The sequence below is a fragment of the Escherichia sp. WS1118 genome, assembly GCF_046487695.1.
GTDB lineage: Bacteria > Pseudomonadota > Gammaproteobacteria > Enterobacterales > Enterobacteriaceae > Escherichia > Escherichia coli.
Map to the genome: position 1 here is coordinate 1 of NZ_JBJQIZ010000023.1, position 22,535 is coordinate 22,535.

At 49.7% G+C, this 22,535-nt stretch carries 39 protein-coding genes; 6 read left to right on the forward strand and 33 right to left on the reverse strand.

Going from position 1 to position 22,535, the window contains the following annotated elements; genetic code table 11:
• The first annotated feature begins 381 nt into the window (after positions 1-381).
• Positions 382-936, forward strand: a complete 555-nt coding sequence (locus ACJHYO_RS23085; RefSeq protein ID WP_001286206.1) for a gamma carbonic anhydrase family protein — start codon at positions 382-384, stop codon at positions 934-936.
• On the opposite strand, the gene ACJHYO_RS23090 is transcribed toward ACJHYO_RS23085, so the two are convergent.
• Genes ACJHYO_RS23090 through dprA form a run of 6 tightly spaced genes read right to left on the reverse strand, consistent with a single transcriptional unit; the run spans position 912 to position 4,706 of the window.
• The gene (locus tag ACJHYO_RS23090) at positions 912-1,169 is read right to left on the reverse strand and encodes a DUF1488 domain-containing protein (RefSeq protein ID WP_001070563.1); all 258 of its coding nucleotides are present in this window, start codon (positions 1,167-1,169) and stop codon (positions 912-914) included. The two genes, ACJHYO_RS23085 and ACJHYO_RS23090, sit on opposite strands and share 25 nt — an antisense overlap.
• A complete protein-coding gene (gene aroE, locus ACJHYO_RS23095; protein WP_001683342.1) occupies positions 1,166-1,984 on the reverse strand; it encodes a shikimate dehydrogenase in 819 nt (272 codons plus the stop codon). Before aroE ends, ACJHYO_RS23090 begins: the two co-directional genes overlap by 4 nt.
• 4 nt (positions 1,985-1,988) lie before the next feature.
• Positions 1,989-2,561, reverse strand: a complete 573-nt coding sequence (tsaC, locus tag ACJHYO_RS23100; protein ID WP_001296460.1) for an L-threonylcarbamoyladenylate synthase type 1 TsaC — start codon at positions 2,559-2,561, stop codon at positions 1,989-1,991.
• A 4-nt stretch (positions 2,562-2,565) separates the two neighbouring features.
• Positions 2,566-3,108, reverse strand: a complete 543-nt coding sequence (locus tag ACJHYO_RS23105) for a type I DNA topoisomerase (protein WP_001312137.1) — start codon at positions 3,106-3,108, stop codon at positions 2,566-2,568.
• Between the two features lie 28 nt (positions 3,109-3,136).
• Positions 3,137-3,610, reverse strand: a complete 474-nt coding sequence (gene smg, locus ACJHYO_RS23110) for a DUF494 family protein Smg (RefSeq protein ID WP_000460672.1) — start codon at positions 3,608-3,610, stop codon at positions 3,137-3,139.
• A complete protein-coding gene (gene dprA / locus ACJHYO_RS23115; RefSeq protein WP_000228517.1) occupies positions 3,582-4,706 on the reverse strand; it encodes a DNA-protecting protein DprA in 1,125 nt (374 codons plus the stop codon). Before dprA ends, smg begins: the two co-directional genes overlap by 29 nt.
• Before the next feature lie 129 nt (positions 4,707-4,835).
• Here dprA and def point away from each other — a divergent pair, with 129 nt between their 5' ends.
• From def to mscL, 5 genes are all read left to right on the forward strand, one after another.
• Positions 4,836-5,345 (forward strand): peptide deformylase, encoded by a 510-nt coding sequence (def, locus tag ACJHYO_RS23120; protein WP_000114984.1) that lies wholly within the window; start codon positions 4,836-4,838, stop codon positions 5,343-5,345.
• A gap of 14 nt (positions 5,346-5,359) precedes the next feature.
• Complete coding sequence (gene fmt / locus ACJHYO_RS23125) at positions 5,360-6,307, forward strand: methionyl-tRNA formyltransferase (RefSeq protein ID WP_000004421.1); 948 nt, start codon at positions 5,360-5,362, stop codon at positions 6,305-6,307.
• Between the two features lie 51 nt (positions 6,308-6,358).
• Positions 6,359-7,648: a 16S rRNA (cytosine(967)-C(5))-methyltransferase RsmB gene (rsmB, locus tag ACJHYO_RS23130; protein WP_000744767.1), complete on the forward strand. Its 1,290-nt coding sequence runs from the start codon at positions 6,359-6,361 to the stop codon at positions 7,646-7,648.
• Between the two features lie 21 nt (positions 7,649-7,669).
• Positions 7,670-9,046: a Trk system potassium transporter TrkA gene (gene trkA, locus ACJHYO_RS23135; protein ID WP_000691382.1), complete on the forward strand. Its 1,377-nt coding sequence runs from the start codon at positions 7,670-7,672 to the stop codon at positions 9,044-9,046.
• A 129-nt stretch (positions 9,047-9,175) separates the two neighbouring features.
• Positions 9,176-9,589 (forward strand): large-conductance mechanosensitive channel protein MscL, encoded by a 414-nt coding sequence (gene mscL / locus ACJHYO_RS23140; RefSeq protein WP_000022450.1) that lies wholly within the window; start codon positions 9,176-9,178, stop codon positions 9,587-9,589.
• Here mscL and arfA read toward each other — a convergent pair.
• The 27 genes from arfA to rplB form a co-directional block, all read right to left on the reverse strand.
• Complete coding sequence (arfA, locus tag ACJHYO_RS23145) at positions 9,586-9,804, reverse strand: alternative ribosome-rescue factor ArfA (protein ID WP_000092695.1); 219 nt, start codon at positions 9,802-9,804, stop codon at positions 9,586-9,588. The two genes, mscL and arfA, sit on opposite strands and share 4 nt — an antisense overlap.
• A 55-nt stretch (positions 9,805-9,859) precedes the next feature.
• The gene (gene zntR / locus ACJHYO_RS23150) at positions 9,860-10,285 is read right to left on the reverse strand and encodes a Zn(2+)-responsive transcriptional regulator (RefSeq protein WP_000285610.1); all 426 of its coding nucleotides are present in this window, start codon (positions 10,283-10,285) and stop codon (positions 9,860-9,862) included.
• A 10-nt stretch (positions 10,286-10,295) separates the two neighbouring features.
• A complete protein-coding gene (locus ACJHYO_RS23155; protein ID WP_000266504.1) occupies positions 10,296-10,664 on the reverse strand; it encodes a DUF1992 domain-containing protein in 369 nt (122 codons plus the stop codon).
• Between the two features lie 106 nt (positions 10,665-10,770).
• Positions 10,771-11,154 carry a 50S ribosomal protein L17 gene (gene rplQ, locus ACJHYO_RS23160; RefSeq protein ID WP_001216368.1) on the reverse strand — a complete coding sequence of 128 codons (384 nt, stop codon included), beginning with the start codon at positions 11,152-11,154 and terminating at the stop codon, positions 10,771-10,773.
• Positions 11,155-11,194: 40 nt separating this feature from the next.
• A complete protein-coding gene (locus ACJHYO_RS23165) occupies positions 11,195-12,184 on the reverse strand; it encodes a DNA-directed RNA polymerase subunit alpha (RefSeq protein ID WP_001162094.1) in 990 nt (329 codons plus the stop codon).
• A 25-nt stretch (positions 12,185-12,209) separates the two neighbouring features.
• Complete coding sequence (gene rpsD, locus ACJHYO_RS23170; protein WP_000135224.1) at positions 12,210-12,830, reverse strand: 30S ribosomal protein S4; 621 nt, start codon at positions 12,828-12,830, stop codon at positions 12,210-12,212.
• Positions 12,831-12,863: 33 nt separating this feature from the next.
• Positions 12,864-13,253, reverse strand: coding sequence for a 30S ribosomal protein S11 (rpsK, locus tag ACJHYO_RS23175; protein ID WP_001029684.1), 390 nt, complete (start codon positions 13,251-13,253; stop codon positions 12,864-12,866).
• A 16-nt stretch (positions 13,254-13,269) separates the two neighbouring features.
• The gene (rpsM, locus tag ACJHYO_RS23180; protein ID WP_000090775.1) at positions 13,270-13,626 is read right to left on the reverse strand and encodes a 30S ribosomal protein S13; all 357 of its coding nucleotides are present in this window, start codon (positions 13,624-13,626) and stop codon (positions 13,270-13,272) included.
• 146 nt (positions 13,627-13,772) lie between these two features.
• Positions 13,773-13,889: a 50S ribosomal protein L36 gene (gene rpmJ, locus ACJHYO_RS23185; protein WP_000868187.1), complete on the reverse strand. Its 117-nt coding sequence runs from the start codon at positions 13,887-13,889 to the stop codon at positions 13,773-13,775.
• 31 nt (positions 13,890-13,920) lie between these two features.
• Positions 13,921-15,252 (reverse strand): preprotein translocase subunit SecY, encoded by a 1,332-nt coding sequence (secY, locus tag ACJHYO_RS23190; protein WP_001118861.1) that lies wholly within the window; start codon positions 15,250-15,252, stop codon positions 13,921-13,923.
• A 7-nt stretch (positions 15,253-15,259) separates the two neighbouring features.
• On the reverse strand, positions 15,260-15,694 hold the full coding sequence (rplO, locus tag ACJHYO_RS23195) for a 50S ribosomal protein L15 (RefSeq protein WP_001238917.1): 435 nt from the start codon (positions 15,692-15,694) through the stop codon (positions 15,260-15,262).
• Positions 15,695-15,697: 3 nt separating this feature from the next.
• The gene (rpmD, locus tag ACJHYO_RS23200; RefSeq protein WP_001140433.1) at positions 15,698-15,877 is read right to left on the reverse strand and encodes a 50S ribosomal protein L30; all 180 of its coding nucleotides are present in this window, start codon (positions 15,875-15,877) and stop codon (positions 15,698-15,700) included.
• A 3-nt stretch (positions 15,878-15,880) separates the two neighbouring features.
• Complete coding sequence (rpsE, locus tag ACJHYO_RS23205) at positions 15,881-16,384, reverse strand: 30S ribosomal protein S5 (RefSeq protein WP_000940121.1); 504 nt, start codon at positions 16,382-16,384, stop codon at positions 15,881-15,883.
• 14 nt (positions 16,385-16,398) lie between these two features.
• Positions 16,399-16,752 carry a 50S ribosomal protein L18 gene (gene rplR, locus ACJHYO_RS23210; protein WP_000358960.1) on the reverse strand — a complete coding sequence of 118 codons (354 nt, stop codon included), beginning with the start codon at positions 16,750-16,752 and terminating at the stop codon, positions 16,399-16,401.
• Between the two features lie 9 nt (positions 16,753-16,761).
• Entirely contained in the window at positions 16,762-17,295 is a 534-nt protein-coding gene (gene rplF / locus ACJHYO_RS23215; RefSeq protein WP_000091945.1) for a 50S ribosomal protein L6, read from the reverse strand.
• A gap of 12 nt (positions 17,296-17,307) precedes the next feature.
• A complete protein-coding gene (gene rpsH, locus ACJHYO_RS23220; RefSeq protein WP_000062611.1) occupies positions 17,308-17,700 on the reverse strand; it encodes a 30S ribosomal protein S8 in 393 nt (130 codons plus the stop codon).
• A gap of 33 nt (positions 17,701-17,733) precedes the next feature.
• Positions 17,734-18,039 carry a 30S ribosomal protein S14 gene (rpsN, locus tag ACJHYO_RS23225; protein WP_001118930.1) on the reverse strand — a complete coding sequence of 102 codons (306 nt, stop codon included), beginning with the start codon at positions 18,037-18,039 and terminating at the stop codon, positions 17,734-17,736.
• Positions 18,040-18,053: 14 nt separating this feature from the next.
• Complete coding sequence (rplE, locus tag ACJHYO_RS23230; protein WP_001096200.1) at positions 18,054-18,593, reverse strand: 50S ribosomal protein L5; 540 nt, start codon at positions 18,591-18,593, stop codon at positions 18,054-18,056.
• Between the two features lie 14 nt (positions 18,594-18,607).
• On the reverse strand, positions 18,608-18,922 hold the full coding sequence (gene rplX, locus ACJHYO_RS23235) for a 50S ribosomal protein L24 (RefSeq protein ID WP_000729186.1): 315 nt from the start codon (positions 18,920-18,922) through the stop codon (positions 18,608-18,610).
• Positions 18,923-18,932: 10 nt separating this feature from the next.
• Positions 18,933-19,304 (reverse strand): 50S ribosomal protein L14, encoded by a 372-nt coding sequence (rplN, locus tag ACJHYO_RS23240; RefSeq protein WP_000613955.1) that lies wholly within the window; start codon positions 19,302-19,304, stop codon positions 18,933-18,935.
• 164 nt (positions 19,305-19,468) lie between these two features.
• Complete coding sequence (rpsQ, locus tag ACJHYO_RS23245; protein ID WP_000130100.1) at positions 19,469-19,723, reverse strand: 30S ribosomal protein S17; 255 nt, start codon at positions 19,721-19,723, stop codon at positions 19,469-19,471.
• Entirely contained in the window at positions 19,723-19,914 is a 192-nt protein-coding gene (rpmC, locus tag ACJHYO_RS23250) for a 50S ribosomal protein L29 (protein WP_000644741.1), read from the reverse strand. The genes rpsQ and rpmC overlap by 1 nt, the downstream gene beginning before the upstream one ends.
• The gene (rplP, locus tag ACJHYO_RS23255; protein ID WP_000941212.1) at positions 19,914-20,324 is read right to left on the reverse strand and encodes a 50S ribosomal protein L16; all 411 of its coding nucleotides are present in this window, start codon (positions 20,322-20,324) and stop codon (positions 19,914-19,916) included. Before rplP ends, rpmC begins: the two co-directional genes overlap by 1 nt.
• Before the next feature lie 12 nt (positions 20,325-20,336).
• Entirely contained in the window at positions 20,337-21,038 is a 702-nt protein-coding gene (gene rpsC / locus ACJHYO_RS23260) for a 30S ribosomal protein S3 (RefSeq protein ID WP_000529945.1), read from the reverse strand.
• A 17-nt stretch (positions 21,039-21,055) separates the two neighbouring features.
• Complete coding sequence (gene rplV / locus ACJHYO_RS23265; RefSeq protein ID WP_000447529.1) at positions 21,056-21,388, reverse strand: 50S ribosomal protein L22; 333 nt, start codon at positions 21,386-21,388, stop codon at positions 21,056-21,058.
• 14 nt (positions 21,389-21,402) lie between these two features.
• Positions 21,403-21,681: a 30S ribosomal protein S19 gene (gene rpsS, locus ACJHYO_RS23270; protein ID WP_001138117.1), complete on the reverse strand. Its 279-nt coding sequence runs from the start codon at positions 21,679-21,681 to the stop codon at positions 21,403-21,405.
• A 16-nt stretch (positions 21,682-21,697) separates the two neighbouring features.
• Positions 21,698-22,519: a 50S ribosomal protein L2 gene (gene rplB, locus ACJHYO_RS23275; protein ID WP_000301864.1), complete on the reverse strand. Its 822-nt coding sequence runs from the start codon at positions 22,517-22,519 to the stop codon at positions 21,698-21,700.
• Positions 22,520-22,535 lie beyond the last annotated feature (16 nt).

Here is a 22,535-nt window from a genome sequence, read left to right on the forward strand (position 1 = left end):
GAATCCGTATCTTCGAGTGCCCACACAGATTGTCTGATAAATTGTTAAAGAGCAGTTGCGACGCGGCTTTCAGCTCACTGTCGCGAGGTGGCGTATATTACGCTTTCCTCTCTCAGAGTCAACCCTGAATTTCAGGATTTTTCTCTTTGTTGTTACGACTATCTTGTGAAGTGTTTCACGTTGTCGTCTCAACGGAGGCGCATTATAGGGATCCCAATTTTTTGCACAAGTACTTTTTTGATCTTTTTTTCTGTTTGTTGTTTTTTCACCCTTTTTGCTGCATTCGCACACAAAACGGTGCTTTTTTGCATACTAAAAGACTTGCACAAGGCCAATAATGTACCCAAAGTCATTAGTAAATCATTTATTGTTGAGGTGAGTATGTCTGATGTTTTACGCCCATACCGCGATCTTTTTCCACAAATCGGTCAGCGCGTAATGATCGACGATAGCAGCGTCGTGATTGGTGACGTTCGTCTGGCTGATGATGTGGGGATCTGGCCGCTCGTTGTGATTCGTGGAGATGTACATTATGTACAGATCGGAGCACGCACCAATATCCAGGATGGCAGTATGTTGCATGTCACTCATAAATCCTCGTACAACCCAGCTGGCAACCCATTAACCATTGGCGAAGATGTCACTGTTGGTCACAAGGTGATGCTCCACGGCTGCACCATTGGCAATCGAGTTTTGGTTGGGATGGGCTCAATTTTACTTGATGGCGCAATAGTAGAAGATGATGTGATGATTGGTGCAGGTAGCCTAGTCCCACAAAATAAACGGCTGGAGAGCGGATATCTGTATCTCGGTAGCCCCGTCAAACAGATCCGCCCGTTAAGTGATGAAGAGAAGGCTGGGTTACGCTATTCCGCAAATAACTACGTGAAATGGAAGGACGAATATATGGATCAGGGTAACCACACCCAACCTTGATCATCTTCACTTTGTTCCTGAATTAAGTTTTCCGCTTCTTCTTCCAGGTCCCAGCGATGCTGACGAAAACTCGCTAACCACTGTTCTGGCGTATCTCCAGTAAAGCGATACGCCAGACTCTCGCCAGAGATCGCACATGTCAGTTGCATACCATTCACGAGAGCGGGAAAACATACACATTTTTTATTCTCGTCCCACTCTTCCCTATCCGGAAACTGGATGGCCTGATTCACGCTGACAACTCCTGTTGCAATAGTTTGATGACCGGTTCTACATCAGGCAGAACGCCATGCCAAAGAAGGAAGGCATGAGCCGCTTGTGCCACCAGCATTCCTAAACCATCAGCAGTACGCTTTGAGCCTCGCTGCTCACACCATGCCAGAAAAGGAGTTTTTCCTTTCTGATAGAACATGTCATAGCAATAAATGCCTGGATGAATGAGCGATGGCGGGATCGCCGGAATATCACCACTGATGCCACTGGATGTTGCATTAATAATGAGATCAAACTCATGACCTTCCAGTTCGTCCATACCCAACGCGTGAATACTGCCAGTGTGCGCAAACAATTTAGCCAACTCTTCCGCGCGGGATACCGTCCGATTAGTGATTGTCACCGCACAGTCCAGGGAAAGGAGTGGCAGTAGTACGCCGCGAGATGCGCCACCAGCGCCGATGAGCAGAAGACGTAAACCAGGACGGATAAAAGACAGACGTTCCAGATCGCTTAACAAACCTATACCATCGGTATTGTCACCCCGCAAGCGTCCATCTTCTAACCGCTTGAGGGTATTAACAGCACCAGCCAACGCTGCCCGTTCAGTAAGCTCATCCGCTCTGGCAAAAGCCTCTTCTTTAAAAGGCACCGTCACATTCGCACCTTTACCACCAGCACTAAAGAAAGTGTTCAGTGTGTTGATGAAATCATTGATGGGTGCCAACACACGCCCATAGGGATGTTCAATATTCAGTTGCTGAGCAAATTGCTGATGAATGAATGGCGATTTGCTGTGGGCTATCGGATTACCAAAAACAGCATAGGTTTCCATTATGTTACCCCTGTCGAAACAGTTCACCCGTCAGGGCATCGCGGATTTCTGAAGGATTTAAACGCCCCCCCGTTTCACCAGGCACAACCGGGAACGCAGCGCCAAATTGTGCGCGAACTTCGTCTACTGTTCGACAAGGTGGCAATCCACTCAAGTTGGCACTGGTAGAAACCAGCGGTTTACCATAAGCCTGGCACAAAGCAACCACCAACGGATGGTCGGTGACTCGTACAGCAAGCGAATCAAAGCGGCCCGTCAACCAGCGCGGTGTTGTCGCAGGCGCGGGAAAGACAAAGGTGACAGGACCTGGCCAGCGGGAAAAAATGGTTTCACGCTGCGCGTCAGTCAGCATGGTGTCATCAATATAGGGTTTAAGCTGCTCGTAATTTGCCGCGATTAAAATCAGCCCCTTATCAACCGGACGCCGTTTTAACTCCAACAGTCTCATCACTGCTGTTTCGCTATCAGGATCGCACCCGACACCGAAAACGGCTTCCGTTGGATAGGCGATGACACGTTCTTCATTGAGGACATCTATCGCAGCTGCGATAGCGTCTCCTTGCAGGTTATTATTCACGTTATTATTCCGCCGAAATCGGCTTTCCACATTGTTTACTGGCACAAAAGTGTTTTACACCCTGCGCGGTTTTCTTTTCGATGAGTAGCGGATAATGGCACTCAGGGCATTCTCCAGCTATGGGTTTGAAGTTAATGGCAAATTGACACTCCGGGTAGCGATCACAGGAGTGAAATGTTTTGCCATAACGGGAGCGGCGCTGAACCAGATGGCCCGTCCGGCATTGGGGGCATGTAATTGCTGTTTCGTCCGGTTTATCGATAAGTTCGGTATGTTCGCATTCAGGGTAGTTACTGCAACCAATAAACATACCAAAGCGTCCCTGGCGTAATACCAGATTTGCGCCACATGCAGGGCAAACCTGCCCCTCCAGAACTTTGACAATATGTCCATCCGCTGAAGATTTCAGAGGACGGACGTAGTCACACGCCGGATACTGTGAGCATCCAAGAAACGGACCGTGTTTCCCGGATCGAATAACTAGTTCAGCCCCGCACTTTGGGCAGGACTCATTATTACGCACCGTGAACAGTGCTGATTTCGCCATAACTACTTATGCTGAATTAAAGAAATGATTAATGCAGCATACCTTCATTCACTTCAAAGAGTAATTCTTCCATTTGCTGGTACGCATTTTCGCAGCCCGGAATATTGAACAACACCATCAGGATTACCCATTTCAGGTCTTCCAGGTCGAACTCAGCGGTATCCAGCGCGAGCACTCGCTCTATCACCATTTCACGGGTTTCAAGGTTAAGCACCTGAATTTGCTCAAGGAAAAGCAGAAAACCACGACAGCTGGCATCCAGTCTTTCACACTCTTCAGGGGTATAAATACGCATGGAGAGTGGATCAGAGGCCAGTTGCATCGGTTCTGCCAGTCCTTCCTGATAATCCGCAAGCTTTTCCAGCCAAAGCAGGGCATTGTAGATATCTTCTCGATCAAATCCTGCGTCGGTAAGATCCTGTTCAAGTTTGTCTTGATCCACACGCAACTCAGCTTCTGTGTGAATATAGGTTTCAAACAAATACATTAGTACGTCGAACATGGCATGCCCTCCTCAATCGGACATAGCCGCCGGGTACAGCTGCGATCCATCCTGCTAACTCCAGTTCGAGTAGTTGAGTAACTACCTCTGGCACAGGTTGGCCGGCACGTTCAGCGACGACGTCAACAGGTGTTACCTCATCACCTACGTTAGCCAGGAGCTCAGGAAATGGCAATGCCACGTCTTCCTGATCTGGTGAATAAAATGAATTTTCAGGGGCGTCTGGCAACCAGTGCAATCCAAATTGCAAGTTTTCCAGAATTTCTTCCGGTTCCGTCACAAGAATCGCACCTTGTTTTATTAACCAGTGAGGCCCTTCGCTTCCCGGATTCCCTATTGGACCTGGCAAAGCAAAAACTTCACGCCCCTGCTCAAGCGCACAACGTGCTGTCACCAGCGAACCACTGCGCAAAGCCGCTTCCACCACCAGTACACCTTTACTTAGGCCACTGATAATGCGATTTCTTCGTGGGAAATTGTAAGCAAGGGGTGGAACATCGAGGGGAAATTCCGAGACGAGAGCACCACCTTGCTCAAGTAGACTGGCAGCCAGTGGAGCATGGCGGCGGGGATGAATGGTATTAAGTCCATTCCCCAATACAGCAATGCTAACGCCATTTACCTGTAAGGCCGCTTTATGCGCCACACCATCGATTCCACGCGCCAGTCCACTCGTAATTGTCACTCCACGCGTCGCCAGAGTTTCGCAAAATAATCGTCCCCATCGCTCGCCATACCATGAATGCGCCCGACTCCCCACTACGGCAAGCTGAAATGAATGCAACGCGTGCAGTTCTCCTTCAACAAACAGTGCGCCGGGGTAATCTGTCGTCGCCAGAAGTTGAGGAGGATAAAATTCGCTGTCCGCAGGGATTAAATGATGGTTGGGTTGCTCCAACCAACAAAGTGAGCTTTCGATACTCTTTCGCGGAAATGAAAGAAAGCGTTGTGCCTGCCGCAATGTAAGCCCTGTTTGCTGCAATACAACCGCATCAATATGCGACTGTTTTGCCAGCCAGTGAGCTATACGGACCATATCATCGCCATACAAGCTGCTGATGCTCATTAAACGCAGCCAAATTTCTGTATCGACCATCCTTATCTCCCTGCCATAAGCAGCCTTAGCAATCTTTGCGATTGGTCAGTGATGCTGTCAATCAGAGGGGGATTTGTCTAGAATAGAAGAAATAATCTTTCTAACTCCTGAACACATCTCTGGAGATTTATGTCAGTTTTGCAAGTGTTACATATTCCGGACGAGCGGCTTCGCAAAGTTGCGAAGCCGGTAGAAGAAGTGAATGCAGAAATTCAGCGTATCGTCGATGATATGTTCGAGACGATGTACGCAGAAGAAGGTATTGGCCTGGCGGCAACCCAGGTTGATATCCATCAACGTATCATTGTAATTGATGTTTCGGAAAACCGTGACGAACGGCTGGTGTTAATCAATCCGGAGCTTTTAGAAAAAAGCGGCGAAACAGGCATTGAAGAAGGTTGCCTGTCGATCCCTGAACAACGTGCTTTAGTGCCACGCGCAGAGAAAGTTAAAATTCGCGCCCTGGACCGCGACGGTAAACCATTTGAACTGGAAGCAGACGGTCTGTTAGCCATCTGTATTCAGCATGAGATGGATCACCTGGTCGGCAAACTGTTTATGGATTATCTGTCACCGCTGAAACAACAACGTATTCGTCAGAAAGTTGAAAAACTGGATCGTCTGAAAGCCCGGGCTTAAGGATAAGAATTAACGTGTCAGAATCACTACGTATTATTTTTGCGGGTACACCTGACTTTGCAGCGCGTCATCTCGACGCGCTGTTGTCTTCTGGTCATAACATCGTTGGCGTGTTTACCCAGCCAGACCGACCGGCAGGACGCGGTAAAAAACTGATGCCCAGCCCGGTTAAAGTTCTGGCTGAGGACAAAGGTCTGCCCGTTTTTCAACCTGTTTCCCTGCGTCCACAAGAAAACCAGCAACTGGTCGCCGATCTGCAGGCTGATGTTATGGTCGTCGTCGCCTATGGTTTAATTCTGCCTAAAGCTGTGCTGGAGATGCCGCGTCTTGGCTGTATCAACGTTCATGGTTCACTGCTGCCACGCTGGCGCGGTGCTGCACCAATCCAACGCTCACTATGGGCGGGTGATGCAGAAACTGGTGTGACCATTATGCAAATGGATGTTGGTTTAGACACCGGTGACATGCTCTATAAGCTCTCCTGCCCGATTACTGCAGAAGATACCAGTGGTACGCTGTACGACAAACTGGCAGAGCTTGGCCCACAAGGGCTTATTACTACGTTGAAACAACTGGCAGACGGCACGGCGAAACCAGAAGTTCAGGACGAAACTCTTGTCACTTACGCCGAAAAGTTGAGTAAAGAAGAAGCGCGTATTGACTGGTCACTTTCGGCAGCACAGCTTGAACGTTGCATTCGCGCTTTCAATCCATGGCCAATGAGCTGGCTGGAAATTGAAGGGCAGCCGGTTAAAGTCTGGAAAGCATCTGTCATCGATACGACAACAAAGGCTGCGCCAGGAACAATCCTTGAAGCCAATAAACAAGGCATTCAGGTAGCGACAGGTGATGGCATCCTGAATCTGCTCTCAATGCAACCTGCAGGTAAGAAAGCGATGAGCGTGCAAGACCTCCTGAATTCTCGTCGGGAATGGTTTGTACCGGGCAACCGTCTGGCCTGATAGTCCACTCTTCTAAGCCCGGTCTTACCGGGCATCTTTATATTTATACTTATGAAAAAACAACGTAATTTACGTAGCATGGCGGCCCAGGCCATTGAACAAGTCGTTGAGCAAGGGCAATCACTGAGCAACATTCTGCCACCGCTCCAGCAAAAAGTTTCCGATAAAGATAAAGCTCTTCTCCAGGAGTTATGCTTTGGCGTACTGCGTACGCTCTCACAGTTAGACTGGCTGATTAATAAGCTAATGGCCCGTCCGATGACAGGCAAACAGCGTACTGTTCATTACCTGATTATGGTTGGTTTGTATCAACTGCTTTATACCCGCATTCCACCTCATGCCGCGCTGGCTGAAACGGTTGAAGGCGCAGTTGCAATTAAGCGCCCGCAACTTAAGGGATTGATTAACGGTGTATTACGTCAGTTCCAGCGTCAGCAAGATGAGTTATTAGCCGAGTTTAATGCCAGTGATGCACGTTATCTGCATCCTTCCTGGTTGCTGAAGCGTCTGCAAAAGGCGTATCCCGAGCAGTGGCAATCCATCGTCGAAGCCAATAACCAGCGTCCGCCAATGTGGCTGCGCGTTAATCGTACGCATCATTCCCGCGACAGCTGGCTTGCATTGCTGGATGAAGCAGGAATGAAAGGTTTCCCGCATGCGGATTACCCTGATGCTGTACAGCTGGAAACACCTGCACCTGTTCATGCGCTACCCGGTTTTGAAGAAGGATGGGTTACCGTTCAGGATGCTTCAGCACAAGGTTGCATGACCTGGCTTGCTCCACAAAATGGTGAACACATTCTGGATCTTTGCGCCGCCCCAGGCGGTAAAACAACGCATATTCTTGAGGTTGCTCCAGAGGCGCAAGTTCTGGCGGTCGATATTGATGAGCAGCGCCTCTCTCGCGTTTACGACAATTTAAAACGCCTTGGTATGAAGGCGACCGTGAAACAAGGCGATGGCCGCTACCCTTCCCAATGGTGTGGCGAGCAACAGTTCGATCGCATTTTATTAGATGCGCCTTGTTCAGCAACGGGGGTGATTCGTCGCCATCCGGATATTAAATGGTTACGTCGTGATCGCGATATCCCGGAACTCGCGCAATTGCAGTCTGAAATTCTCGACGCCATCTGGTCGCATTTAAAATCCGGAGGAACCCTGGTCTATGCCACCTGTTCGGTGTTACCGGAAGAGAATAGCCTGCAGATTAAAGCCTTTTTGCAACGTACCGCTGATGCCGAACTTTGCGAAACAGGAACACCAGAGCAACCGGGTAAACAAAATTTGCCCGGTGCCGAAGAGGGCGACGGCTTCTTTTACGCTAAGCTAATCAAAAAGTGATGAGATAACGGGTCGCGACTGATGAAAATTATCATTCTGGGTGCCGGCCAGGTTGGCGGCACACTGGCGGAAAACCTGGTTGGCGAGAACAACGATATTACTGTTGTCGATACCAACGGTGAGCGTCTGCGGACCTTACAGGATAAATTTGACCTGCGAGTCGTGCAGGGGCATGGCTCTCATCCACGCGTATTGCGGGAGGCAGGTGCCGACGACGCCGATATGCTGGTTGCTGTAACCAGTTCAGATGAAACCAATATGGTTGCCTGCCAGGTAGCCTACTCACTTTTCAACACCCCTAATCGCATCGCTCGTATCCGCTCACCAGACTACGTGCGCGATGCCGATAAGCTATTTCATTCAGATGCTGTTCCGATTGATCATCTGATCGCACCAGAGCAGTTGGTTATCGATAATATTTACCGACTGATTGAGTATCCCGGCGCATTGCAGGTGGTGAACTTCGCTGAGGGTAAAGTCAGCCTGGCTGTGGTTAAAGCCTATTATGGCGGCCCGCTGATTGGTAATGCACTTTCGACCATGCGCGAACATATGCCACATATCGATACTCGTGTGGCAGCAATTTTCCGCCACGATCGCCCCATTCGTCCGCAAGGTTCGACCATTGTTGAAGCTGGTGATGAAGTGTTCTTTATTGCCGCTTCACAGCATATCCGTGCGGTGATGAGTGAATTACAGCGACTGGAAAAACCGTATAAGCGGATCATGCTGGTTGGTGGCGGTAATATCGGTGCAGGGCTGGCGCGTCGTCTGGAAAAAGATTACAGCGTTAAACTCATCGAACGTAATCAGCAGCGCGCTGCCGAACTGGCGGAAAAGTTGCAGAATACGATCGTCTTTTTTGGTGATGCGTCGGATCAAGAACTGCTGGCCGAAGAACATATCGATCAAGTTGATCTGTTTATTGCCGTCACCAACGATGACGAGGCCAATATCATGTCCGCCATGCTTGCCAAACGTATGGGTGCGAAAAAGGTGATGGTATTGATCCAACGTCGCGCTTATGTGGATCTGGTTCAGGGGAGCGTGATCGATATTGCGATTTCACCACAACAAGCAACTATTTCTGCGTTGCTTAGCCATGTGCGAAAAGCAGATATTGTTGGTGTTTCCTCATTACGCCGCGGCGTAGCAGAAGCTATTGAAGCCGTTGCTCACGGTGATGAAAGCACCTCACGCGTTGTCGGCAGAGTCATTGACGAAATCAAGCTACCGCCAGGAACGATTATTGGAGCGGTGGTACGTGGAAACGATGTGATGATTGCCAATGACAATCTGCGCATTGAGCAAGGCGATCACGTAATTATGTTCCTCACAGATAAAAAGTTTATTACCGACGTCGAAAGACTCTTCCAGCCAAGTCCTTTCTTCTTGTAATTAATAAGGCGTCTAATGACGCCTTATTATTTCCCTTTGATTATTAAGGATTAATTAAATCCATTCCTGGCAGGAAAATGGCTTAACATTTGTTAGACTTATGGTTGTCGGCTTCATAGGGAGAATAACATGAGCATTATTAAAGAATTTCGCGAATTTGCGATGCGCGGGAACGTGGTGGATTTGGCAGTGGGTGTCATTATCGGAGCGGCATTCGGGAAGATTGTATCTTCACTGGTTGCCGATATCATCATGCCACCTCTGGGCTTATTAATTGGCGGGATCGACTTTAAACAGTTTGCTGTCACGCTACGCGAGGCCCAAGGGGATATCCCTGCTGTTGTGATGCATTACGGTGTCTTCATTCAAAACGTCTTTGATTTTCTGATAGTGGCCTTTGCCATCTTTATGGCGATTAAGCTAATCAACAAACTGAATCGGAAAAAAGAAGAACCAGCAGCAGCAACACCTGCACCAACTAAAGAAGAAGTATTACTGACAGAAATTCGTGATTTGCTGAAAGAGCAGAATAACCGCTCTTAACAAGCGTCTGAAAGCAGAAGGCCAGTGGTAAAAAAGTGATTTACTTTCTTGCCACTGGCCTCCCAGTTCCCCCGATTGCCATGTTTTCCTTTTCGCATGTAACTGCCTTTCCCTTTCTTATTTTTCTCTACTCGCTGTCGGAATAAGGGATCATGTAGTAATGCTTCTATCGCATTATCCTTTATCTGCCCTTTAGTATGCTGATATCGGCTCATAAAAACTCCAATTGGTTATTTAACGGCGCGAGTGTAATCCTGCCAGTGCAAAAAATCAACAGCCACTCTTAACGCCACTCGCCCCTTGTTCAAGAGCTTCAAGAATCGAGCAATAAACACTGCTATGGGCGGTCCCACAACAGGTATCATTAAGGCGTTGCAAGGAACGCTGCATACTCTGCAACTCGGCTATACGAGCTTCGACTTCCTGCAATCTTTCCTGCACAATGCCTTTTGACTCCTGACAGGTATGGTGTTCAGGATCGATACGGATCGACAGCAACTCGCGGATCGACTCCAGACTGAAACCTAGTTGTCTGGCATGGCGGATAAATTTCAATCGCTGGAGATCGCTTTCGGTATACAGGCGAAACCCACCTTCGGTGCGTACTTCATGCTCCATCATCTGCTGCTTTTCGTAATAACGAATCGTGTCGGGTGTTACTTCCGCCATTTTTGCCAGCTCACCAATGCGATACATACATACTCCACTAGTTATCGTTGATTTTGTTCAACAACTTGTCAGCATAATCGCCGCGTAAAAAATCGGTACTCAATCCAGCTTGTCGCAGCTTCAATTCCAGTAATGACAATCGACGACTAACCTCTTGATATTGCGGATCATCATGACGGATACCTTTGAGAATATCCAGAAGCTGTATTGCTTCCCTCCTATGCTCAAGTTCTGGCGGTAAGCAACCAGCATTCTTCAGCAAGCGATACCCCGCACGTAATTCCGGTGGCACATGAGAATCATCATCCAGTATCAATGGTTCGCCGCTACCTACCAGGTTATCAAACTCACCTTTCGCTTGCGCTTCTGCTATATGACGCTCTGCCCACTGGTCAAGTAACCACATAAATACTCCAGGGGATGAACAAAAAGAGTACAGCTATTGTAGATAAGTGGGGATGCTACGGGTATAAAAAAACCCGCCGGGGCGGGTTTTTTTACGTTGCTTCAGATTACTCTGCAGCAGCTTCTGCTTTCTCTGAACGATCAACCAGCTCGATGTAAGCCATCGGCGCATTGTCGCCTGCACGGAAGCCACACTTCAGAATACGAGTGTAACCACCGGCACGGCTCGCGAAACGCGGGCCCAGTTCGTTAAACAGTTTTGCCACGATCTCGTTATCACGAGTACGGGCGAATGCCAGACGACGATTAGCAACGCTATCAGTCTTGGCAAGAGTAATCAGCGGCTCAACTACGCGGCGCAGCTCTTTCGCTTTAGGCAGAGTCGTCTTGATGATTTCATGACGAACCAGTGAACCTGCCATATTGCGGAACATAGCCTGGCGATGGCTGCTGTTGCGGTTCAGTTGACGACCACTCTTACGATGGCGCATGACCTTATCCTTCTCAGTAAAACCTTAACCTGTGATCCGGTTACTCGTCAGCGATGCTTGCCGGTGGCCAGTTTTCCAGGCGCATGCCCAGAGACAGTCCACGGGAAGCCAGCACGTCTTTAATCTCAGTAAGAGATTTTTTACCAAGGTTAGGCGTTTTAAGGAGCTCAACCTCGGTACGCTGTACCAGATCACCGATATAGTGGATAGCTTCTGCTTTAAGGCAGTTAGCAGAGCGGACAGTCAATTCCAGATCGTCAACAGGGCGCAGCAGGATCGGATCGAACTCTGGTTTCTCTTCTTTCACTTCAGGCTGACGTACATCACGTAAGTCAACGAAAGCTTCCAGTTGTTCAGCCAGAATGGTTGCCGCACGACGAATCGCCTCTTCAGGATCGATTGTGCCGTTGGTTTCCATTTCGATGACCAGCTTGTCCAGGTCGGTACGCTGTTCTACACGCGCTGCTTCAACATTGTAGGCAATACGCTCCACAGGGCTGTAGCATGCGTCGACCAGCAGACGGCCGATTGGGCGCTCATCTTCTTCCGAATGAATTCGGGTAGAAGCCGGCACATAACCACGACCGCGCTGAACTTTGATACGCATGCTAATAGACGCGTTCTCATCGGTCAGGTGGCAGATCACGTGCTGCGGCTTGACGATTTCGACATCACCGTCGTGGGTGATATCGGCTGCAGTCACAGGGCCAATGCCAGATTTATTCAAGGTAAGAATAACTTCATCTTTGCCCTGAACTCTCACCGCCAGCCCTTTCAGGTTGAGCAGGATTTCCAGGATATCTTCCTGAACGCCTTCTTTGGTGCTGTACTCATGTAGTACACCATCAATCTCAACCTCGGTCACCGCGCAACCCGGCATCGATGAGAGCAGAATACGGCGCAGTGCGTTACCCAGAGTATGGCCAAAGCCACGCTCTAAAGGCTCAAGGGTCACCTTGGCGTGCGTCGAACTCACTTGCTCGATATCAACCAGGCGCGGTTTTAGAAACTCTGTCACAGAACCCTGCATTGTGTCCTCTCTTTGGTACTAAGCTTTACTTGGAGTAAAGCTCGACGATCAGGTGTTCGTTAATGTCCGCAGACAGATCAGAACGCTCCGGCTTACGCTTAAACGTACCTTCCATCTTGCCAGCATCAACTTCCAGCCAGGTTGGCTTTTCACGCTGCTCAGCCAGCTCCAGAGCGGCTTTCACGCGAGACTGCTTCTTCGCTTTCTCACGAATGCTTACAACGTCATTCGGACTAACCTGATAAGAAGCGATGTTAACAACACGACCGTTTACCATAATTGCTTTATGGCTAACCAGCTGACGTGCTTCTGCACGAGTGGCACCGAAGCCCATACGGTATACAACGTTGTCCAGACGACCTTCCAGCAGAGCCAACAGGTTTTCACCGGTGTTGCCTTTCAGACGTGCTGCTTCTTTGTAGTAGTTACGGAACTGACGCTCCAGCACACCATAGATACGGCGAACTTTTTGCTTTTCACGCAACTGCACACCATAGTCAGACAGACGCGGTTTACGCGCACCGTGCTGGCCAGGAGCTTGTTCAATTTTACACTTGGTATCGATCGCGCGAACGCCAGACTTAAGGAATAAGTCGGTGCCCTCACGACGGCTCAGCTTGAGCTTAGGACCCAAATATCTTGCCATTTTCTTTCTCCAACAAACCTGGAAAACGAGGCGTTATACGCGACGTTTTTTCGGCGGACGACAACCGTTATGAGGGATCGGAGTCACATCAGTAATGTTAGTGATGCGGAAACCTGCGGCGTTCAGAGCACGAATAGTAGATTCGCGGCCTGGACCCGGACCTTTAACCATAACTTCCAGATTCTTGATGCCGTATTCTTTCACGGCGTCAGCGCAACGCTCTGCTGCAACCTGTGCTGCAAACGGAGTGGATTTGCGAGAACCACGGAAACCGGAACCACCGGCTGTTGCCCAACCCAACGCGTTACCCTGACGATCAGTGATAGTCACGATGGTGTTGTTGAAAGAAGCATGGATATGAGCCACGCCGTCAGAGACTTGTTTTCTTACACGTTTACGTGCACGAATTGGTGCCTTTGCCATTATTCAATCACCCCGATTATTTCTTGATCGGTTTGCGCGGACCCTTACGGGTACGTGCGTTGGTCTTGGTACGCTGACCGCGAACCGGGAGACCACGACGATGACGCAAACCGCGATAGCAACCAAGATCCATCAGGCGCTTGATGCTCATGCTGATTTCACGGCGCAGATCACCTTCAACGACAAATTTGGCAACTTCGTCACGCAGCGTGTCGATTTGTCCTTCAGACAGCTCACTGATCTTAACATCTTCAGCGATACCCGCTGCAGCCAAGATGGCTTTAGAACGGGTCTTGCCGACGCCATAAATCGAAGTTAATGCGATTACGGCATGCTTATGATCAGGAATGTTAATGCCTGCTATACGGGCCACTATGCACTCCTACTATTTAATATGTACGTTCCATGCTGAAAAGCCCGTTTTCAGGATACTCAAATGGAAACGCACAGACATACAAAAGATTGGCTGGCTAATCTAGCCAGCTCAACCCAACTTTGCAAGAAAAATATGCGAAAAAATCAGCCTTGGCGCTGTTTATGCTTCGGCTCGGCACTGCAAATCACACGGATGACACCATCACGCTTAACGATTTTGCAGTTACGGCATAATTTCTTGACGGAAGCACGAACTTTCATTTTTACTCTCCGTAACTTCTCTGGCGACCAATTATCGGCCGTAGCCTTTCAGGTTCGCCTTCTTCAATGCAGACTCATACTGACTGGACATCATCAGAGTTTGCACTTGAGCCATAAAGTCCATAATCACGACAACAACGATAAGCAGTGAGGTCCCACCGAAGTAGAACGGTACTTTCATTGCATCACGCATGAACTCCGGGATCAGGCAGATAAAGGTAATGTACAGCGCACCAACCAAGGTCAGGCGGGTCATTACTTTATCGATATACTTCGCCGTTTGCTCTCCCGGACGAATTCCTGGTACAAATGCACCGGACTTCTTCAGGTTATCTGCTGTTTCACGCGGGTTGAAAACCAACGCCGTGTAGAAGAAACAGAAGAAGATGATTGCAGACGCATAGAGTAACACATAAAGCGGTTGCCCAGGCTGCAAATACAGCGAAATTGTTGTCAGCCAGTTCCAACCAGTACCGCCCCCGAACCATGACGCGATGGTCGCCGGGAACAGAATAATACTGGAAGCGAAGATTGCCGGGATTACCCCCGCCATATTCACTTTCAGCGGTAAATGTGTGCTCTGTGCAGCATAGACACGACGACCTTGCTGACGTTTCGCGTAGTTTACCACAATGCGGCGTTGACCACGCTCAACAAATACAACAAAGAACGTCACTGCAAATACTAATACTGCAACCAACAGCAACACGAGGAAGTGCAGGTCGCCTTGACGCGCTTGCTCGATAGTATGGGCAATGGCTGGCGGGAGTCCCGCGACAATACCGGCGAAGATAATGATTGAAATACCGTTGCCGATACCTCGTTCAGTGATCTGTTCGCCCAACCACATCAGGAACATGGTTCCTGTGACCAGACTTACAACAGCGGTGAAGTAGAATGCAAAGCCCGGGTTAATCACCAGGCCTTGCATACCAGGCATATTCGGCAGACCAGTAGCAATACCGATCGACTGGAATATTGCCAGCACCAGAGTACCGTAGCGGGTGTACTGGCTGATCTTACGACGACCAGACTCCCCTTCTTTCTTAATTTCTGCCAACGTTGGATGAACCACCGTCAGTAGCTGGATAATGATCGACGCCGAAATATACGGCATGATCCCCAGAGCAAAGATAGAAGCACGGCTGAGAGCACCACCAGAGAACATGTTAAACATCTCAATGATGGTGCCTCGCTGTTGCTCAAGCAGTTTGGCAAGTACAGCGGCATCAATACCAGGGATCGGAATAAAAGAGCCAATACGGAACACAATCAGCGCACCGATAACAAACAGCAGTCTGCGTTTCAGCTCGCCTAAGCCACCTTTGGCACTTTGAAAATCTAATCCCGGTTGTTTAGCCATCTGCTACTTATTCCTCGATTTTACCGCCAGCAGCTTCGATAGCAGCACGAGCGCCTTTAGTAACACGCAGGCCACGAACAGTTACCGGAGTCGTTACTTCGCCAGCCAGGATCACTTTCGCGAACTCGATCTGGATACCGATAATGTTAGCCGCTTTCAGCGTGTTCAGGTCTACAACACCGCCTTCTACTTTAGCCAGGTCAGACAGACGAACTTCGGCTGTAATCGCTGCTTTACGAGAAGTGAAGCCGAATTTCGGCAGACGACGGTACAGAGGCATCTGACCACCCTCGAAACCGCGACGTACGCCACCGCCAGAACGAGATTTCTGACCTTTGTGACCACGACCACCGGTTTTACCGAGGCCAGAACCGATACCACGACCCAGGCGTTTACCCGCCTTTTTGGAGCCTTCGGCCGGAGACAGAGTATTTAAACGCATCTCTTACTCCTCAACTTTAACCATGAAGGAAACCGCGTTGATCATACCGCGAATAGCAGGAGTATCCTCGCGCTCTACGGTGTGACCAATACGACGCAGACCCAGGCCAAGCAGCGTTGCCTTGTGTTTCGGCAGACGACCGATTGCACTGCGGGTTTGAGTAATTTTAATAGTCTTTGCCATGGTTTATTTCCCCAGAATTTCTTCAACGGATTTACCACGCTTGGCAGCGACCATTTCTGGAGAATTCATATTTTCCAGGCCATCGATAGTTGCACGAACCACGTTAATCGGGTTGGTGGAACCATACGCTTTAGCCAGAACGTTATGAACCCCAGCGACTTCCAGAACGGCGCGCATTGCACCACCGGCGATGATACCGGTACCTTCGGAAGCCGGCTGCATGAATACGCGAGAACCCGTGTGAACACCTTTAACAGGGTGTTGCAGAGTGCCGTTATTCAGCGCGACGTTAATCATATTGCGACGGGCTTTTTCCATCGCTTTCTGGATCGCTGCTGGAACTTCACGCGCTTTACCGTAACCAAAACCAACGCGACCGTTACCATCGCCAACTACAGTCAGAGCTGTGAAGGAGAAAATACGACCACCTTTAACGGTTTTAGATACGCGGTTTACCGCGATCAGCTTTTCCTGCAGTTCGCCAGCTTGTTTTTCGATGTGAGCCATCTTACACCTCTACCTTAGAACTGAAGGCCAGCTTCACGGGCAGCATCTGCCAGTGCCTGGACACGACCATGATATTGGAACCCGGAACGGTCAAAGGATACATCTTTGATGCCTTTTTCCAGAGCGCGTTCAGCGACAGCTTTACCCACAGCTGCAGCCGCGTCTTTGTTACCGGTGTACTTCAGTTGTTCAGCGATAGCTTTTTCTACAGTAGAAGCAGCTACCAGAACTTCAGAACCGTTCGGTGCAATTACCTGTGCGTAAATGTGACGCGGGGTACGATGTACCACCAGGCGAGTTGCGCCCAGCTCCTGGAGCTTGCGGCGTGCGCGGGTCGCACGACGGATACGAGCAGATTTCTTATCCATAGTGTTACCTTACTTCTTCTTAGCCTCTTTGGTACGCACGACTTCGTCGGCGTAACGAACACCCTTGCCTTTGTAAGGCTCAGGACGACGGTAGGCGCGCAGATCCGCTGCAACCTGGCCGATCACCTGCTTATCAGCGCCTTTCAGCACGATTTCAGTCTGAGTCGGACATTCAGCAGTGATACCCGCAGGCAGCTGATGGTCAACAGGATGAGAGAAACCCAGAGACAGGTTAATCACATTGCCTTTAACCGCTGCACGGTAACCTACACCAACCAGCTGCAGCTTCTTAGTGAAGCCTTCGGTAACACCGATAACCATTGAGTTCAGCAGGGCACGCGCGGTACCAGCCTGTGCCCAACCGTCTGCGTAACCATCACGCGGACCGAAGGTCAGGGTATTATCTGCATGTTTAACTTCAACAGCATCGTTGAGAGTACGAGTCAGCTCGCCGTTTTTACCTTTGATCGTAATAACCTGACCGTTGATTTTTACGTCAACGCCGGCAGGAACAACGACCGGTGCTTTAGCAACACGAGACATTTTTTCCTCCGATTAGGCTACGTAGCAGATAATTTCGCCACCAAGACCAGCCTGGCGCGCTGCACGATCAGTCATAACACCTTTAGAGGTAGAAACAACTGCGATACCCAGACCCGCCATAACTTTCGGCAGCTCATCTTTACGTTTATAGATGCGCAGACCTGGGCGGCTGACACGCTGAATGCTTTCTACAACAGCTTTGCCCTGGAAATACTTCAGAGTAAGTTCCAGTTCAGGCTTGGTGTCGCCTTCAACTTTAAAATCTTCAATAAAACCTTCTTCCTTCAGCACGTTGGCGATTGCCACTTTCAGCTTGGAGGAAGGCATGGTGACCGCAGCTTTGTTCGCGGCCTGACCGTTACGGATACGGGTCAGCATATCCGCGATCGGATCTTGCATGCTCATCTGTCTTTACTCCCGTGATTCAATTGGTGACAATTACCAGCTAGCCTTTTTCAGACCCGGGATTTCACCGCGCATAGCGGCTTCACGGACCTTAATACGGCTCAACCCGAACTTCCGCAGGAAACCATGCGGACGACCTGTTTGACGGCAGCGGTTACGCTGACGAGACGGGCTGGAATCACGCGGCAGAGTCTGCAGCTTGAGAACAGCGTTCCAACGATCTTCGTCGGAAGCGTTCACATCAGAGATGATCGCTTTCAGTTCAGCGCGTTTCGCGAAGTATTTATCAGCTAAAGCTACGCGTTTTACTTCGCGTGCTTTCATTGATTGCTTAGCCATTTAGTAACCCTACCTTACTTGCGGAACGGGAAGTCAAAGGCAGCCAGCAGAGCGCGGCCTTCTTCGTCAGATTTCGCAGTAGTGGTAATGGTAATATCCAAACCACGAACGCGGTCGACTTTATCGTAGTCGATTTCTGGGAAGATGATCTGCTCACGGACACCCATGCTGTAGTTACCACGACCGTCGAAAGACTTAGCGGACAGGCCACGGAAGTCACGGATACGAGGTACAGCAATAGTGATCAGGCGCTCAAAGAACTCCCACATGCGTTCGCCACGCAGAGTTACTTTACAGCCGATCGGATAGCCCTGACGGATTTTGAAGCCTGCAACAGATTTGCGTGCTTTGGTGATCAGCGGTTTTTGACCGGAGATTGCTGCCAGGTCTGCTGCTGCGTTATCCAGCAGTTTTTTGTCAGCGATCGCTTCACCAACACCCATGTTCAGGGTGATCTTCTCGACCCGAGGGACTTGCATGACAGAATTGTAGTTAAACTCAGTCATGAGTTTTTTAACTACTTCGTCTTTGTAGTAATCATGCAGTTTCGCCATCGTACTACTCCAAATTACTTGATAGTTTCGCTGTTAGACTTGAAGAAACGGACTTTTTTACCGTCTTCGAATCTAAAGCCTACACGGTCAGCCTTGCCGGTTGTCGCATTGAAGATTGCTACGTTGGAAACCTGAATAGCGGCTTCTTTTTCAACGATGCCACCCGGTTGGTTCAGGGCCGGAACCGGCTTCTGATGTTTCTTAACCAGGTTGATACCTTCAACAATGACCTTGCCGGAAGACAGGACATTCTTAACTTTACCGCGTTTACCTTTATCTTTACCGGTTAACACGATAACTTCGTCATCACGACGGATTTTCGCTGCCATGATTCGCTCCTTAGAGTACTTCTGGTGCCAGAGAGATAATTTTCATGAACTTCTCACTACGAAGCTCACGAGTTACCGGCCCAAAAATACGCGTACCGATAGGCTGCTCGCTGTTGTTGTTCAGAAGAACACAAGCATTACCATCGAAGCGAATGACAGAACCGTCCGGGCGACGAACACCCTTCTTGGTGCGCACCACTACCGCCTTCAGCACATCACCTTTTTTGACCTTACCACGCGGAATTGCTTCTTTGATGGTGATCTTGATGATGTCGCCTACGCCTGCGTAGCGACGGTGCGAGCCACCCAGAACCTTGATACACATTACGCGACGTGCACCGGAGTTGTCGGCGACGTTCAGCATAGTCTGTTCTTGGATCATTTTAGTGCTCCGCTAATGTCAACTACTACTGAGACCCGAAAATCAGGTCGTTAAAAATCCCCATATCGAGGGCGCGGCATTATAACACCGCTTCAAGGATATGGGTAGAAAAAATAAACGGCTCATTTCTGAGCCGTTTATTCGTATCGAGAGAGTGTACTGTATTACAGAACCGCTTTCTCTACAACGCGAACCAGCGTCCAGGATTTAGTCTTGGACAGCGGACGGCATTCGCGGATTTCAACCACGTCACCGATACCGCATTCGTTGTTCTCGTCATGTACGTGCAGTTTGGTCGTACGCTTGATGAATTTACCGTAGATCGGGTGTTTCACAAAACGTTCGATAGCAACAACAATGGATTTCTCCATTTTGTCGCTAACAACGCGACCTTGCAGAGTACGGATTTTATCGGTCATTACGCACCCGCCTTCTCGTTCAGTAAAGTCTTAACGCGTGCGACATCGCGACGCACTTGCTTCAACAGGTGAGACTGTTGCAGCTGGCCACTTGCAGCCTGCATACGCAGGTTGAACTGCTCACGCAGCAGGTTCAGCAGCTCGGTGTTCAGCTCTTCAACGCTCTTCTCACGCAGCTCTTTTGCTTTCATTACATCACCGTCTTAGTTACAAAGGTGGTTTTAATCGGCAGTTTCGCTGCTGCCAGCTTGAATGCTTCACGGGCCAGCTCTTCCGGAACACCGTCCATTTCATACAGGACTTTACCCGGCTGAATCAAGGCAACCCAATACTCCACGTTACCTTTACCTTTACCCATACGCACTGCCAGCGGCTTTTCAGTGATCGGTTTGTCCGGGAACACACGGATCCAGATCTTACCTTGACGCTTAACTGCACGGGTCATAGCACGACGTGCTGCTTCGATCTGACGTGCAGTCAGACGACCACGGCCAACAGCTTTCAGACCGAAGCTGCCGAAGCTAACATCCGTACCCTGCGCCAGACCGCGGTTACGGCCTTTGTGCATTTTACGGAATTTTGTACGCTTTGGTTGTAACATCAGCGACGCTCCTTATTTACGGCCTTTACGCTGCTGCTTTTTAGGCTGAGCAGCCGGTTTTTCCGGTTGTTCAACAGCAGCCATACCACCCAGGATCTCGCCTTTGAAGATCCACACTTTAACGCCGATTACACCGTAAGTGGTGTGCGCTTCAGAGGTGTTGTAGTCGATGTCAGCACGCAGAGTGTGCAGCGGTACGCGACCTTCGCGGTACCATTCGGTACGTGCGATTTCCGCGCCGCCCAGACGGCCGCTAACTTCAACTTTAATACCTTTAGCGCCCAGACGCATTGCGTTCTGTACAGCACGCTTCATAGCACGACGGAACATAACGCGACGTTCCAGCTGAGAAGTGATGCTGTCAGCAACCAGTTTTGCGTCCAGTTCAGGCTTACGAACTTCGGCGATGTTGATCTGTGCAGGAACGCCAGCGATGTCCGCTACGACCTTACGCAGTTTTTCTACGTCTTCACCTTTTTTACCGATAACGATACCCGGGCGAGCAGTGTGAATGGTTACACGGATGCTCTTAGCCGGACGCTCGATAACGATACGAGATACGGACGCTTTAGCCAGTTCCTTAGTCAGGTACTGACGTACTTTAAAATCGCTGTCCAGGTTGTCAGCGAATTCTTTGGTGTTCGCAAACCAGGTAGAGTTCCATGGTTTTACAATACCCAGGCGAATACCATTAGGATGTACTTTCTGACCCATTGCTAGTCTCCAGAGTCTCAGCGATCGGACACAACCACAGTGATGTGGCTGGTGCGCTTCAGGATGCGATCTGCACGACCTTTTGCACGCGGCATAATGCGCTTCATGCTCGGGCCTTCGTCTACGAAAATTTTCGTAACTTTCAGATCGTCAATGTCAGCGCCATCGTTGTGTTCAGCGTTAGCAATGGCAGATTCCAGAACTTTCTTGACCAGTACAGCCGCTTTCTTGTTGGTGTAGGTCAAAATATCCAGAGCCTGCGACACTTTCTTACCGCGAATCAGGTCAGCAACAAGGCGAACCTTCTGAGCAGAAGAACGAGCATGGCGATGTTTAGCGATAGTTTCCATCTCTTCCTCCTACCTTATTTCTTCTTCGCTTTTTTATCAGCAGCGTGGCCGCGATAAGTACGAGTCGGTGCGAATTCACCCAGTTTGTGACCGACCATTTCGTCGGTTACAAATACCGGAACGTGCTGACGACCATTATGGACAGCGATGGTCAAACCGATCATGTTAGGAAAGATCGTTGAACGACGGGACCAAGTGCGCAGGGGCTTCTTGTCTCCGCTTTCCACCGCTTTCTCTACCTTCTTCAGCAAGTGCAGGTCAATAAAAGGACCTTTCTTGAGAGAACGTGGCATGGCTTATCCTCTAAAATTATTTGCTACGGCGACGTACGATGAATTTATCAGTACGCTTGTTGCTGCGGGTCTTCTTACCTTTGGTCTGAACGCCCCACGGAGTTACCGGGTGCTTACCAAAGTTACGACCTTCACCACCACCATGTGGGTGGTCTACCGGGTTCATCGCGGTACCGCGAACGGTCGGACGAACACCACGCCAGCGTGCAGCACCTGCTTTACCCAGAACGCGCAGCATATGCTCAGCATTGCCAACTTCGCCCAGAGTTGCACGGCAGTCTGCTTCTACTTTACGCATTTCACCAGAACGCAGACGCAGGGTGACATAAGCACCATCACGAGCAACGATCTGAACGTAAGTACCAGCGGAACGTGCCAGCTGACCGCCTTTACCTGGTTTCATTTCTACGTTATGAACAGTAGAACCAACCGGGATGTTGCGCATCGGCAGGGTGTTACCTGGTTTGATTGCAGCATCAACGCCAGACTGAATCTGGTCGCCAGCTTTCAGGCCTTTAGGGGCCAGGATGTAACGGCGTTCACCGTCTTTGTACAGAACCAGCGCGATGTTCGCGGAACGGTTCGGATCGTACTCAAGACGTTCAACAACTGCCGGGATACCGTCTTTGTTGCGTTTGAAGTCAACAATACGGTAAGCCTGCTTGTGGCCACCACCGATATGACGAGTGGTGATACGGCCATTGTTGTTACGACCACCGGATTTGCTGTTTTTTTCCAGCAACGGAGCAAAAGGTTTGCCCTTGTGCAGCTCAGGGTTAACCACTTTAACTACGTGGCGACGACCCGGAGATGTCGGTTTACATTTAACAACTGCCATTGTATTACTCCTCCGA

Coding starts and splice junctions, on each gene's coding strand:
- rsmB (WP_000744767.1), top strand. CDS start 6,359: ATGAAAAAACAACGTAATTTACGTAGCATGGCGGCCCAGGCCATTGAA.
- arfA (WP_000092695.1), bottom strand. CDS start 9,804: ATGAGCCGATATCAGCATACTAAAGGGCAGATAAAGGATAATGCGATA.
- secY (WP_001118861.1), bottom strand. CDS start 15,252: ATGGCTAAACAACCGGGATTAGATTTTCAAAGTGCCAAAGGTGGCTTA.
- rplB (WP_000301864.1), bottom strand. CDS start 22,519: ATGGCAGTTGTTAAATGTAAACCGACATCTCCGGGTCGTCGCCACGTA.
- rplF (WP_000091945.1), bottom strand. CDS start 17,295: ATGTCTCGTGTTGCTAAAGCACCGGTCGTTGTTCCTGCCGGCGTTGAC.
- ACJHYO_RS23165 (WP_001162094.1), bottom strand. CDS start 12,184: ATGCAGGGTTCTGTGACAGAGTTTCTAAAACCGCGCCTGGTTGATATC.
- def (WP_000114984.1), top strand. CDS start 4,836: ATGTCAGTTTTGCAAGTGTTACATATTCCGGACGAGCGGCTTCGCAAA.
- rplR (WP_000358960.1), bottom strand. CDS start 16,752: ATGGATAAGAAATCTGCTCGTATCCGTCGTGCGACCCGCGCACGCCGC.
- smg (WP_000460672.1), bottom strand. CDS start 3,610: ATGTTCGACGTACTAATGTATTTGTTTGAAACCTATATTCACACAGAA.
- ACJHYO_RS23155 (WP_000266504.1), bottom strand. CDS start 10,664: ATGTGGTTACTTGACCAGTGGGCAGAGCGTCATATAGCAGAAGCGCAA.
- rpsD (WP_000135224.1), bottom strand. CDS start 12,830: ATGGCAAGATATTTGGGTCCTAAGCTCAAGCTGAGCCGTCGTGAGGGC.
- rpsQ (WP_000130100.1), bottom strand. CDS start 19,723: ATGACCGATAAAATCCGTACTCTGCAAGGTCGCGTTGTTAGCGACAAA.
- rpsE (WP_000940121.1), bottom strand. CDS start 16,384: ATGGCTCACATCGAAAAACAAGCTGGCGAACTGCAGGAAAAGCTGATC.
- rpsS (WP_001138117.1), bottom strand. CDS start 21,681: ATGCCACGTTCTCTCAAGAAAGGTCCTTTTATTGACCTGCACTTGCTG.
- rpmC (WP_000644741.1), bottom strand. CDS start 19,914: ATGAAAGCAAAAGAGCTGCGTGAGAAGAGCGTTGAAGAGCTGAACACC.
- zntR (WP_000285610.1), bottom strand. CDS start 10,285: ATGTATCGCATTGGTGAGCTGGCAAAAATGGCGGAAGTAACACCCGAC.
- rplN (WP_000613955.1), bottom strand. CDS start 19,304: ATGATCCAAGAACAGACTATGCTGAACGTCGCCGACAACTCCGGTGCA.
- rpsN (WP_001118930.1), bottom strand. CDS start 18,039: ATGGCTAAGCAATCAATGAAAGCACGCGAAGTAAAACGCGTAGCTTTA.
- trkA (WP_000691382.1), top strand. CDS start 7,670: ATGAAAATTATCATTCTGGGTGCCGGCCAGGTTGGCGGCACACTGGCG.
- ACJHYO_RS23085 (WP_001286206.1), top strand. CDS start 382: ATGTCTGATGTTTTACGCCCATACCGCGATCTTTTTCCACAAATCGGT.
- rpmD (WP_001140433.1), bottom strand. CDS start 15,877: ATGGCAAAGACTATTAAAATTACTCAAACCCGCAGTGCAATCGGTCGT.
- rpsH (WP_000062611.1), bottom strand. CDS start 17,700: ATGAGCATGCAAGATCCGATCGCGGATATGCTGACCCGTATCCGTAAC.
- rplQ (WP_001216368.1), bottom strand. CDS start 11,154: ATGCGCCATCGTAAGAGTGGTCGTCAACTGAACCGCAACAGCAGCCAT.
- dprA (WP_000228517.1), bottom strand. CDS start 4,706: ATGGTCGATACAGAAATTTGGCTGCGTTTAATGAGCATCAGCAGCTTG.
- rplE (WP_001096200.1), bottom strand. CDS start 18,593: ATGGCGAAACTGCATGATTACTACAAAGACGAAGTAGTTAAAAAACTC.
- rplO (WP_001238917.1), bottom strand. CDS start 15,694: ATGCGTTTAAATACTCTGTCTCCGGCCGAAGGCTCCAAAAAGGCGGGT.
- rpmJ (WP_000868187.1), bottom strand. CDS start 13,889: ATGAAAGTTCGTGCTTCCGTCAAGAAATTATGCCGTAACTGCAAAATC.
- rplP (WP_000941212.1), bottom strand. CDS start 20,324: ATGTTACAACCAAAGCGTACAAAATTCCGTAAAATGCACAAAGGCCGT.
- ACJHYO_RS23105 (WP_001312137.1), bottom strand. CDS start 3,108: ATGGCGAAATCAGCACTGTTCACGGTGCGTAATAATGAGTCCTGCCCA.
- mscL (WP_000022450.1), top strand. CDS start 9,176: ATGAGCATTATTAAAGAATTTCGCGAATTTGCGATGCGCGGGAACGTG.
- rplX (WP_000729186.1), bottom strand. CDS start 18,922: ATGGCAGCGAAAATCCGTCGTGATGACGAAGTTATCGTGTTAACCGGT.
- rpsC (WP_000529945.1), bottom strand. CDS start 21,038: ATGGGTCAGAAAGTACATCCTAATGGTATTCGCCTGGGTATTGTAAAA.
- aroE (WP_001683342.1), bottom strand. CDS start 1,984: ATGGAAACCTATGCTGTTTTTGGTAATCCGATAGCCCACAGCAAATCG.
- rpsK (WP_001029684.1), bottom strand. CDS start 13,253: ATGGCAAAGGCACCAATTCGTGCACGTAAACGTGTAAGAAAACAAGTC.
- rplV (WP_000447529.1), bottom strand. CDS start 21,388: ATGGAAACTATCGCTAAACATCGCCATGCTCGTTCTTCTGCTCAGAAG.